At 59.3% G+C, this 13,101-nt stretch carries 3 protein-coding genes; all 3 read left to right on the forward strand.

All coding sequences use genetic code 11. The annotated features are described in order from the left end of the window. Positions 1–35 precede the first annotated feature (35 nt). The 3 genes from WCS52_02670 to WCS52_02680 are packed head-to-tail and all read left to right on the forward strand — an operon-like array spanning position 36 to position 13,089. The gene (locus WCS52_02670) at positions 36–11,258 is read left to right on the forward strand and encodes a DUF2341 domain-containing protein (protein ID MEI6166075.1); all 11,223 of its coding nucleotides are present in this window, start codon (positions 36–38) and stop codon (positions 11,256–11,258) included. 6 nt (positions 11,259–11,264) lie between these two features. After that, positions 11,265–12,341, forward strand: coding sequence for a hypothetical protein (locus tag WCS52_02675; GenBank protein ID MEI6166076.1), 1,077 nt, complete (start codon positions 11,265–11,267; stop codon positions 12,339–12,341). Positions 12,342–12,393: 52 nt separating this feature from the next. After that, on the forward strand, positions 12,394–13,089 hold the full coding sequence (locus tag WCS52_02680; GenBank protein ID MEI6166077.1) for a hypothetical protein: 696 nt from the start codon (positions 12,394–12,396) through the stop codon (positions 13,087–13,089). The last annotated feature ends 12 nt before the right edge of the window (positions 13,090–13,101 follow it).

Below are 13,101 nucleotides of genomic sequence, written 5' to 3' on the forward strand. Positions count from 1 at the left end.
GAAAACGACGGCGATCACCACGGGAGGAAAAAGGCATGAAAAATCAAAAACACATTCTTTTCCTCGCATTTTTTGTCACTCTCCTCGGCGTTGAGGTCGTCGGTGCGGCTGTAATAACGAACACATCAACCGCAAGCGGATCCTGGACCGCACCGGCTGGGGTTACCCTGATTACCACTGAATGTTGGGGCGGTGGTGGAGGTGGTGGCGGTGATAATACGGCACTTGGCAATGGGGCTGGCGGTGGTGGCGGGGGTGCATATGCCCGTTTGAATGCCTACACAGTCATTCCTGGCAACGCCTACTCGTATACGGTTGGTGCGGCAGGTGGGGCAGGGGGCAGCGCCAATGGCACGGGTGGGACCGGAGGCAGCACATTCTTTGTCGGCGCATCTACCTTGAACGCGGCCGGTGGTGCGGGGGGGGTGGGTGGTAATAGTGGTGCGGGTGGCAACGGTGGAGCCGCAGGCACAACAGGTGATGTCAAGTTCAGTGGTGGCAACGGTCGGGTGGGAAGCTCCGTGGGCGGAGGTGGCGGGGGATCCGCCGGAACAGCGAGTGCCGGGACGACGGCGACAAGCCAAACGGGTGCAGCGGCGGTCACTGGAGGCGGCCCGGGCGGGTCAGGTGGAAGCGGAGCTGCAGGGGGTACCCCTGCTTCAGGGCCGGGCGGTGGCGGCGGTGGCGGTGATGATAATTTGTCCGCCGTGGCGGGTGGTGCTGGCTATGTCGGACAAGTGCGCATTACCTTCAAAGCCGCCGCCACGGTGACGTTAAGTGCCTTGAGCCAGAACTACACGGGCAGTCCGCTCACGCCGACGGCCACCACGGCACCAGCTGGACTGACCATCATCTGGGCCAACGCGCCGCAGACCGCCGCCGGATCCTATGCAGTCACAGCAACGATCAGCGATACGGGGTATCAAGGGTCGGCCAGCGGCACGTTTGTGATCAAGGTGACCCCGACGGTGTCGAGCTGGCCGACGGCCACGGCGATCACCTATGGCCAGCCGCTCAGCGTATCGACATTGATTGGCGGCACCGCCTCGGTGCCAGGCAATTTTGCATTCACGACACCCGCCACCATGCCAAATGCGGGCACGGCGAGTCAGTCCGTGACCTTCACCCCGGCCGATACGGTGAGCTATAACACGGTCGCCGGCAATACAAGCGTGACGGTCGACAAGGCGAATCAGACAATTACCTTCGGGGCGCTGGCTGCCAGGACATACGGGGATGCCGCTTTCGGGCTAACGGCCACCGCCAGTTCAGGGTTGGGGGTAAGTTATGTCAGTTCGGATCCCGCCGTGGCGACCGTGTCTGGCAGTACCGTGACGATACTGAAAGCGGGAAGCACCACGCTCACGGCTAGTCAGGCTGGGGATGTCAACTATAACGCGGCCTCAGCCGCTCCCCAGACATTGGTGGTTGATAAGGCCGACCAGACGATCACCTTCGGGACGCTGGCCGCCAAGACATACGGGGATGCCGCTTTCGGTCTCACCGCCACCGCCAGTTCGGGGTTGGCGGTGAGTTATGTCAGTTCAGATCCTGCGGTGGCGACCGTGTCTGGCAGTACCGTATCGATTTTGAAAGCAGGGGGTACCACGATCATCGGCAGTCAGGCGGGTAATGGCAACTTCAACGCGGCGGCCTCTGTTCCGCAGGCGCTGAAGGTGAATAAGGCGGCACTCGCCATTACTGCGAATAGCCGCAACAAGACCTGCGGAGAGACCGTGACGTTCGCCGGTACAGAGTTCACGGCCACCGGATTACAGAATGGCGAGACCGTTGGGACGGTGACGTTGACCAGCAGTGGCACGGCGTCGGCGGCCACGGTCGGAGCCCACAACATTATTCCCGATGCCGCGACGGGCGGAACCTTCGCCAGTGCCAATTACACAATTATCTACAACGACGGGACGCTCACGGTCGTGCCTGCGGCGCCTGCGCAAGTCCGGGTGGAGACAGCGGCAGACGGGAGTGGTACGGTCGTTGGGACACAGACCATCGCGGCGGGCAGTTCAATCACGGTTTACGCGATCACGCGGGATATGTACGGCAACTTCGTATCTAATGCCCCGGCGGACACCTGGTCACTGGTAAACATTGCGGGAGGAGTCACAGTTGGCGACCTGGTAGCGGGAGGAAACAGCAAGAGCGCAATCTTCTCAGGTCATCGGCTCGGAAGCGCCTGCCTGCACGCGTCCCTTGGCACCTTGAGTGCGCCAGATTCCGGAACGTTAAACGTGACGCTCGGGCCCGCAAGTGCCGCCCATTCGCTCCTGAACCCTGCCACAGCGGCGATCACGGCCAATGGAATGAGCACTCAACCTATCACGGTGCGACTCAGGGATGCGAACAGCAACGAGTTTACCGCCGGTGGCGCCACGATCATCTTCGCCAGGACAGGGGGCGGTACGCTGGCCAGCACCATGGATAACGGCGATGGGACCTACTCCACGACGCTAACCGCTCCGACGGCAACGGGAGTGGCAACGGTAACGGCAACGGTGGGCGGGATGCAGGTCGGGACAGCGGTCGGGGCCTCTGCATCGGCGGTCACTTTCACGCCCGGAGTGGTGAGCGCGGTCAATTCAGCAGTGAGTCCGGCTACGCCGATAATCACGGCCAATGGAACAAGTGCCCAGATCATCACGGTGCAGGCCCGCGACGCCAACAACAATAACCTGACGGCAGGGGGTGAGACGGTGCTTTTTGCCAAAATGGGTGGCGGCACGCTGAGTGGCACGACGGACAACGGCAACGGCTCCTACACTGCGACGCTTACGGCCCCGACGGTCACAGGAGCGGCGACGGTAACGGCGACCCTGGGCGGGGTGCCGGTCGGGACTGCGGTTGGGGCCGACTCGTCGGTGGTGACCTTTGCGGCCGGGCCACCGAGCGCAGCCAACTCGAGGGTAAGTCCCGCCACGGCGGTGCTCACCGCCAATGGAACGAGCACCAAGCTTATTACGGTGCAGGCCCGGGATGCGAACAACAATGCCCTGACGGTCGGTGGGGCGGCCGTAGTATTCGCCAAGACCGGTGGCGGCACACTAAGTGGAACGACGGATAACGGTAACGGGACTTACGCCGTGACACTCACGGCTCCTGCGATCAGCGGCTCGGCGACGGTGACCGCAACCCTTGGCGGAGTATCGATTGGGACCGCCGCCGGTGCCTCCTCATCGGTGGTGACGTTTGCACAAGCCGCATTCTGGAAGATCATCACCATTGATCATAACCAGGTGAGTGCGGCTGATCAGGCTGATTTCCCCGTACTCGTAAAACTCACGGATGCTGATCTGGCTGCTCACGCCCAAAGCAGCGGCAATGATATTTTCTTCGCCACAAGTGATGGCACTACCCGGATTCCTTATGAGCGGGAAAAATACACCAGTGCCACTGGCGAACTGGTGGCCTGGGTGAAGGTTCCCCTGCTGAGCAGCACAGTCGACACGGTTATTTATATGTACTACGGAAACTCCGGCGCGTCCGACCAGCAGGAAGCCGCCAGCGTCTGGAACACCAGCTATAAGGGGGTCTGGCATGTCAGGGAAACGGGGAGCGGCGTCTCTGGTGAGTACAAGGATGGCACAGCGAATGCCGTCAATGGGACGTTGACCGGGGTTAGCGTGTTGAAGACCGTGTATGCCATGACCGGCGCTAGTGCGTATCGCTATGACTATCTGAGCGGCATCGGCAGCTATACGATCGTCAATGGCGATTGTATTGAGTATGACGTTTACTGGACCTCTGTGAACGACCTCATTGCCTTTGACTATACCGACAGCCTGGGATCGACCAATCTGAGGGATAGCGGGGCTGTGGATCAAAATGGCCTAAGCGCTCATCCTGCAACCGATCTGAGTGCCCGCGCCTTGAACAAGTGGTACCACCGGAAGATCGCTATACCGGCGGGGCATGTCGGAAAAACGATAAACACCTATTATGACGTCGTCTGTGAAGCCGATGGCAGCGTGACGAAAACCGCTTATCTGGATAACATCCGGATCACCCGGGCGGGAGCGATCACCAAGAAAATCTACTCCAGCGGGGATTCGGGCGCGCACGTCAACCATCTTACGGCAAACGCCAGCGCTCCCACGTTCTCCAGTATCGCCGATCCAGCTTCTTCGTCTGCATCCGGGCTCATAGGTAATGGCCTGAATGCCGACGGGGTCAGGTACGTGAAGACCGCGGGCAGTCCAACCACGGCCTTGGATAATTGGACTCTTGGGGCGTGGGTGAATCCAGGCATTGTCAACCAGCATAGTTACGTGATGTACAACGGAACTGAGGCAGGCGGCTACGGGTTCGGCATGGGCGATGCCTCGGGGGGGCTGGGTAGCAAATTAATCGGACGGTTCGGGCCGGGTAGTTACATCGATAGCGGCTACACATTCCCCTCGGCTAACGCCTGGTACTATGTGGTCATCACCAGAGCATCAGGAACTACGCGTTTCTATGTCAACGGCGTCCAAACAACGGGGACCAGCGCGGGTGTTCCCCTTGCGCCAACCACCGCTCTGACGATCGGTAATGAACTGGCGGACACGGCCGGGACGCCTTTCAGGTATTTCAGCGGCGTGATCGATGAACCCCGCATTTGCGCTGCCGCCCGAAGCGCCGGGTGGATCGCAACGGAGTACAACAATCAGAACGCCCCGTCCAGTTTCTACGATGTCGGAGAAGAGGCGGTGTATAAGGCGACCCCGATGGTGACAAGTTGGCCGTTGGCCTCCACGATTACCTACGGCCAGACACTGGCTGACTCGACGCTGACCGGAGGGGAGGCCTCAGTGCCTGGAAGTTTCGCATATACCACTTCTGCCGCGACTCCGGAAGCGGGCACGGCAAGCCAGTCGGTGACCTTTACACCGACTGACACCGCCAGCTACAACACGGTCGTTGGAGATGCGATTGTGTCGGTGAGCAGGGCAAATCAGGCGATCACGTTTGGAGTCCTGACGGCCCGGAGCTATGGGGATGCGTCATTTGCGTTAACGGCGACGGCCAACTCGGGTTTGGCGGTCAGTTACGTCAGTTCGGATCCAGCGGTGGCAACCATTACAGGTAGCACCGTGACGATCCTGAAAGCGGGAAGCACTACGATCACCGCCAGTCAGGCGGGTAGTGTCAACTACAACGCCGCCGTCTCTGTTCCGCAGGTGCTGACGGTAAATAGTGCGAATCAGATAATTACGTTTGGAACCCTGACGGCCAAGACCTACGGCGATGTGCCGTTTGCGCTGACAGCAACGGCCAGTTCGGGGTTGGCAGTAAGTTACGTCTGTTCAGATCCAGCGGTGGCAACCATAGCAGGTAGCTCCGTGACGATCCTGAAGACGGGTAGCGCCATGATTACCGCCAGTCAAGCAGGCAATGGTAACTATAACGCCGCCGCCACCGTCCCGCAGGTGCTGACGGTAAATAGTGCGAATCAGACGATTACGTTTGGAGCCCTGGCGACCAGGATCTACGGGGATGCTCCTTTTGCGCTGACGGCGACGGCCAGCTCAGGTTTGGCGTTGAGTTACGTTAGTTCAGATCCAGCGGTGGCCACCGTGGCGGGCAGCACGGTGACGATCTTGAAAGCGGGAAGCGCCACGGTTACCGCCAGTCAGGCGGGTAATGGCAACTACAACGCCGCCGCCTCCGTCCCGCAGGTTCTGACGGTAAATAGCGCGAATCAGGCGATCACCTTTGGGGCGCTGTCATCAAGGACTTACGGGGATGCTCCTTTTGCGCTGACGGCGACAGCCAACTCAGGTTTGACGGTGAGTTATGCCAGTTCAGAGCCGAACGTGGCAACCGTGGCGGGTAGCACGGTGACGATCTTGAAAGCGGGAAGCGCCACGATTACGGCCACCCAGGCGGGTAATGTCAATTACAACGCGGCGGTCTCCGTGCCGCAGACGCTGACGGTGAACAAGGCTGGGCAAACGATCACCTTCGGGGCACTTTCAGGTAAGAGCTGTGACGATGGCTCCTTCGGGCTCACGGCGACGGCGAGTTCGGGTTTAGCGGTAAGTTATGTCAGTTCTGACCCTGACGTGGCGTCCGTAACGGATAATACGGTGACCATCTTGAAAATGGGGGTGACGACCATTACCGCAATCCAGTCTGGCAATTCCAACTTCAACGCAGCGACATCCGTGCCCCAGATGCTTACGGTCGTAGCTGGTGCTCCGACGCAAGTCCGAATCGAGGATAAAGCGGATGGAAGCGGTTTAGTCGTCGGGGATAAGTTTATCAGGGCGAACGGCTCCAGCACGGTCTATGCCATCACACGCGATGCCGGCAGCAACTTCGTGGCTAATGTGTCGGCAACGTGGTCTCTGACAAACCTGGGCGGCAGGGTGGTCAGCGGCGATCTGGTTCCCCAGGCCGATGGCAAGAGTGCGATCTTCACAGCACATGGGGCTGGTGCTGCTAGAATCAAAACGGTGGCCAGCGGGTTATTCGGGCAGTCCGGAATGTTAAACGTACCCCTTGAGCCGGGGGTGATCTCATTACCCGATTTTGAAGGTGCTGTAGTTGGTTCCGCCAACCCCGGATACCCTGACGAAACGTACTTTGTCAACGATACTGGATTGAATCAATATGCCGAATGGACCATTACGACCAATGGTATTGAGAGTGGCTCTGCCGCTGTGGCGCGTCCGGGGCCTAACGCCAGGGGTGGCAGTTCCGGTTCTCTCCAGGCCATGCGGGTGTATTATATGCCCTTGTTGCCAAACACGGAGTACACGTTGGGATTCTGGTACAAGGCCGTCGGGGTTGGGTTTTCCGGTGACAATGTCGGTGTTGGGAGCGTAGATCCTCATGAAAGCGAGATGCAGCTTCAGTTATTTGAATACTCCGGTGCAGATGGGAGTGGTTCTCTTACCGTAAAGGGTCTGGGGAACATTGGTGCCCGAACCAATGACTGGACATACGCTACCTACACCTTTACGACCGATCTCACGACCCACAGCATTGGTCTCAAATTCGGCATGCTTTTCGGGGACGGCAATCAGGCCAACCCGACGGATAGTTTTTATATCGACACCACCAAAGCCTTGAACGTCACAAATATCACGGCCGGCAGTAAGGTCTATGACGGTACGACGACGGTCACGCTCAACTCGGGTAATGCAGGTTTGGTGGGAGTGCAAAGCGGACATAACGTCACCTTGCTGACTTCCGGCGTCAGGGGTGCGTTTTCCAGCAAGACTGCCGGCAGCGGCAAACCGGTACCGGTGTCGGGCCTGACGCTCAACGGGTCCGATGCCGGATTGTATACGCTGGTTCAGCCGACCATGACGGCCGACATCATGACGAAAGGGTTGACCGTTACGGGCGTTAGCGCTAATGGCAAAGATTATGACGGAAGCCTGACGACCTCCATTAGCTCCGGTAGTGCAGTGCTGGTGGGGGTGCAGAGCGGGGACGTCGTGACCCTGGCGGCCGGGAGCGCCGTGGGCACGTTTGCAGAGAAGAATGTGGCCTCAGGCAAGCCGGTGACAGTGTTCGGGTTGGCTCTTGACGGGGCTGACGCAGGAAACTACACCCTGACCCAACCACCCGCGACGGCAGATATTTCCCGTCGTTCTCTGGCCATATCGGCGACAGGCGTGAATAAGGGATATGACGGCACTGCCGATGCGAACGCGACGCTGGCGGATAACCGCGTTGCCGGGGATGTCCTGGCCGCGAGTTATTCCGCCGCCAGTTTTGCTGACAAGAACGTAGGCGCGGCCAAGCCGGTCAGCGTCACTGGTATCTCGATCTCCGGAACCGATGCCGGTAACTACTCGGCCAATACCGCCGCTAGCACCACCGCTAATATCTCGGCCCAGGCAATTACCGTGAGGGCGGCTTCCGATAGCAGGATCTATAATGGCACAACCAGCTCGACACCCCTGCCGACGATCACTGATGGAATTTTGCGCAACCCTGATACCATTGGTTGTGCACAGCATTTTGCCGACAAGAATGTGGGCGCTATCAAGATGATTATCCCGACCTGTACCATCAACGATGGCAACAATGGCAGCAACTATACTGTGACCTTGGTCAATGACGCCACGGGTGAGATTTCGGCCAAGGCGCTGACGGTAACAGCCACAGGTGTGAACAAGGGGTATGATGGGACAACAGACGCGACCGTGACGCTGGGGGATAACCGCGTTGCCGGTGATGTCCTGGCCGCCAGTTACTCTGCGGCCAGCTTTGCGGACAAGAACGTGGGCACGGCCAAGCCGGTCAGCGTCAGCGGCATCTCGATCGCCGGAACCGATGCCGCTAACTATTCTGCCAACAATACCGCTTGCACCACCGCCAACATCGCTGGCCGGGTGCTGGCCGTGACGGCGACGGGCGTGAATAAGGGGTATGATGGGACAACAGACGCGACCGTGACGCTGGCGGATAACCGCGTTGCCGGTGATGTCCTGGCCGCGAGTTACTCTGTGGCCAGCTTTGCGGACAAGAACGTAGGCACGGCCAAGCCGGTCAGTATCAGCGGCATCACGATCGCCGGAACCGATGCCGCTAACTATTCTGCCAATAATAGCGCCAGCACCACCGCCAACATCGCTGACCGGGCGCTGACCGTGACGGCTACGGGCGTGAATAAGGGATATGATGGGACAACGGACGCGACCGTGACGCTGGGGGATAACCGCGTTGCCGGTGATGTCCTGGCCGCCAGTTACACTGCGGCCAGTTTTGCGGACAAGAACGTAGGCACGGCCAAGCCGGTCAGCGTCAGCGGCATCTTGATCTCCGGAAGCGATGCCGCTAACTATTCTGCCAATAATAGCGCCAGCACTACCGCCAATATCGCGGGCCGGACACTGGCCGTGACGGCTACAGGTGTGAACAAAGGGTATGATGGGACGACAGACGCGACCGTGACGCTGGGGGATAACCGCGTTACCGGTGATGTCCTGGCCGCGAGTTACTCTGCGGCCAGCTTTGCCGACAAGAACGTGGGTGCGGCCAAGCCGGTCAGTATCAGCGGCATCACGATCTCCGGAACCGATGCCGGCAACTACACTGCCAATACTGCCGCTAGCACCACCGCCAACATCGCTGGCCGGGCGCTGACCGTGACGGCTGCGGGCGTGAATAAGGGATATGATGGGACGACAGACGCGACCGTGACGCTGGGGGATAACCGCGTTGCCGGTGATGTCCTGGCCGCCAGTTACTCTGCGGCCAGCTTTGCGGACAAGAACGTGGGCACGGCCAAGCCGGTCAGCGTCAGCGGCATCTCGATCTCCGGGACCGATGCCGGCAACTACACCGCTAATAATACCGCCAGCACCACCGCCGACATCGCTGGCCGGGCGCTGGCCGTGACAGCTACAGGCGTGAATAAGGGATATGATGGGACGACAGACGCGACCGTGACGCTGGGGGATAACCGCGTTGCCGGTGATATCCTGGCCGCGAGTTACTCTTCGGCCAGTTTTGCTGACAAGAACGTGGGTGCGGCCAAGCCGGTCAGCGTCAGCGGCATCTCGATCTCCGGAACCGATGCCGCTAACTATTTGGCCAACAATACCGCTAGCACCACCGCCAACATCGCTGGCCGGGCGCTGACCGTGACGGCTGCGGGCGTGAATAAGGGATATGATGGGACAACAGACGCGACCGTGACGCTGGGGGATAACCGCGTTGCCGGTGATGTTCTGGCCGCCAGTTACTCTTCGGCCAGTTTTGCGGACAAGAACGTGGGCACGGCCAAGCTGGTCAGCGTCAGCGGCATCACGATCGCCGGAACCGATGCCGGCAACTACACCGCCAATAATAGCGCCAGCACCACCGCCAATATCGCTGGCCGGGCGCTGGCCGTGACGGCGACGGGCGTGAACAAGGGGTATGATGGGACAACAGATGCGACTGTGACGCTGGCGGATAACCGCGTTGCCGGGGATGTCCTGGCCGCGAGTTACTCTACTGCCAGTTTTGCGGACAAGCACGTGGGCACGGCCAAGCCGGTCAGCGTCAGTGGCATCTCGATCGCCGGCACCGATGCTGGCAACTACACCGCCAATAACACCGCTAGCACCACGGGTGTCATCACGCCCAAGTTGCTGACGGTAACCGCCGATAACAAAACCAGAATCTTCGGGGCGGCCAATCCTCCTCTGACGGCGACCTACTCGGGGTTTGTTAGCGGCGAGAACCTGGGCAATAGTGGTATGACCGGGAGTCCCGGTCTCTCGACACTGGCCGCGGGGACGACCCCGCCGGGAGATTATCCGATCAACGTGACCATCGGCACGCTGGCAGCGGCCAACTACGCATTCCTCACTTTGGTCGATGGTTTACTTACGGTGGCTGTCTTTGAACCTGCAGGGGCTCCCGGAATTGCCAAGATTGAATCCGAAGGGGGCAACGTTGTGCTGACGATGCATGTGGACTCCAACGAGTGGTGTTCCGTCATCGCGGCCGACGGCGCCCCGGTTGATAACTGGAAGGTGCTGGATACCCTGACGTCCGCACCGCCGAACTATATTTTTACGGATAGCGATGTGGTCTCCACCGTCTCCTCCCGGTTCTACCGGGTGGTGATCGCCCATGATGGGATGGTCAGCACGAATCTGGCCACCTATGCCGTATACGTCAAACCCATGGTGACAGGAAGTTGGTACCGGGTGTCCATGCCTATAGAAGTTGACCCCGCCAACCGGATGGATTCCGGACTGGGCGAGCAGTTGGCGCATGGGCTCCATGGTGATAATGCCGCTGGCGACAGGTTGTATGCGATGAATTCAGCCGGGGGGTGGGACACACTCCGGTTGAATAGCAATCACCAGTGGACTACCAATGGGGTGCCGGTCGCATTAGAAATCAATCCCTGTCAGGGGTTCTGGATCAAGCGCATGTCGGGCGGAGTCAATACCCGGGCGATTTATACGGGAATGACGCGTACCAATGCGCAGTCCATGGTGTTCCGGGCGAAAGACTGGCACCTTGTGGCGTGGCCCTTCGCCACTTCGCGACGGCAGGATCAAGGGGCGGTGCCGGGCTGGGGCTTTGCGGCCAGTGGCGCCAGGAAAGGGACGTCAGGGATGACGGCCGACCAATTGATTGTCGGGGAAGGCGCCACTGCGGCATCGCTGTTTCTGAATACCGACGGGAACTGGTATCGCGCAGGGGCCACCACGCCGGCCTGGGATGTCGCGATGCGCCCCGGGGAGGCTTGCTATTATTATCATAGTGGCTCCGGCTTCACATGGACGGCAACACAGGAGTAAATCATCATGAAAACAAATGACACAGCGGTGATGGAATGGCTGGGCCGGAAGCAACTTGCGGTGTGTCTTCTGCTCGCCTTGTCGGGAATCAATGGATATCCAGCTGTGGTGGGGGTGCCGGAAACCTGGAGCAGTGCCACGGTGGCAGGGTGGATCAATTACGACGCGGTGAATGAACAGCTGGCGCCGCTCGCGGTTGAAAGCGCGGGGCTCAAGGTAACGTTCCGCAAGCAAACGGTTAAGTCGCCCCCTGAAGAATACATCTTTGAAGCCGGAACCAACGCCTCGCAGGGGGTGTTCTCCGGCGACTATGTGGCCAGTGGGGTAACGGGAATGTCTTTCAGGATATTCTGTGACCGCCAGATGGAAGTCAGTGCACTGCTCTGCAATGACGTCACCAAACGCCTGTGGCGGTATCGCGTCCCGGATGTGCGAACCGGTGAATGGATGACGGTGCAGGTGCCTCTCACTCCGCCGGGGATGGATAATGTGAACGGGATCAACGAGTGGGGTGCGCTGGATGAAGATCTTAGAAATGTGACGTGGGTGGGGGTGTCCGTTGAGCGAAACAGCAGTATGAGTCTCCAGGTCTGCCGTCTGGATGATGTGGTGTTACAGGGCATTCCGGAGTTCGGGGCATGGATGGCGCAATTTCCCCATCCAGCCGGATACGGGGTCGGAGCCTGCGTGGCCCTGCCCGGAGGGGATTTGGATGGCGATGGGGCGTGCAATTACGATGAATGGATCGCCGGAACGTCCGCAGGCGATAAGGCGAATATCTTCAGGCTTACGATTGAGGCCGCCCGGATGGGAGGAATCAATCATTCGTCTGATGCCGGGTTGGTATTGAAATGGCCATCGGCGCCTAACCGGAAATATTGCATCTGGCGCTCAACCAACCTTGCGGAAGGCTTTGTCAAACTCGGCAACGGGGAAATCGATGCCACGCCCCCCGAAAATACGGTGGTGGATGCCGCCGCCATAAACGGCGGTCCCTGTTACTACAAGGCCGAGGTGAGGCGGGCTGACCCCGAGCCTTTGATGAGCGCAAAACCACTTGCCAGAGCCGCCTGCAAGCGCTAGTGTGAATTGTAGTAAATTGATAACACTTTAAGTTGGAGATCCCGGAGAGACGATGGGTTGTAGATCAGTCATACTTGGCCTGCTGATGGTGTTGCTTGGCTCAACCGGCCAGGCCGCGCCGGTCATTGGGGTGCCGGTCACATGGGATGGCGTTGCGCCTGATTCGCTTGGGTGGGCCAGTGTCGATGGAAATGCAACGATCGCTGCGGTCGAGCCGGGCGGGAATCCGGGCGGGTATCTTCAAATCCAATTTGGTGTGACGGCACCTGCGGCGCCCCAAATTGATCATGTGGCCAACGGGGGGGCGAACTACACCGGCGATTACAGTGCCTTGGCGGTTTCGTTCGATTACCTCGGATTTAACAATCCGTTTCTCTATCTTTATTTCCAGTCGGGAGTTGATGGTTCGATTTGGAGCCACGCTTTTAATACACCCTCAACGGGTTGGGAACATGTCGCGATCAGTTTTTTTGACCCGACGGCGTGGACGCCTGATGCGTCTTCGATAAGCTATGAGGTGGCACGGACAAACGTCACCCTGCTTGGGTTTTTCGTTGAGACGCCTGATGCCTCAGGTCCTTTTACCTACGGGATTGATAACCTGACATTCGGCAGTGAGCAAATCGCAACACCGGAGCCGGATGCCGTGATCTTGCTGATGGCCGTCGTGCTATGTTTGCTGGTGACGTTCAGGATGGACCGGTTCATCAGTCGCTCAGATTGGATGAAGCGGTTTAAATTGAAATGAAAGGGAGGGAAT

This window comes from bacterium (assembly GCA_037128595.1).
Classification (GTDB): domain Bacteria; phylum Verrucomicrobiota; class Kiritimatiellia; order CAIKKV01; family CAITUY01; genus JAABPW01.

Excerpts from the sequence above, each read along its gene's own strand:
- WCS52_02675 (MEI6166076.1), top strand. The coding sequence starts at position 11,265 with ATGAAAACAAATGACACAGCGGTGATGGAATGGCTGGGCCGGAAGCAA.
- WCS52_02680 (MEI6166077.1), top strand. The coding sequence starts at position 12,394 with ATGGGTTGTAGATCAGTCATACTTGGCCTGCTGATGGTGTTGCTTGGC.
- WCS52_02670 (MEI6166075.1), top strand. The coding sequence starts at position 36 with ATGAAAAATCAAAAACACATTCTTTTCCTCGCATTTTTTGTCACTCTC.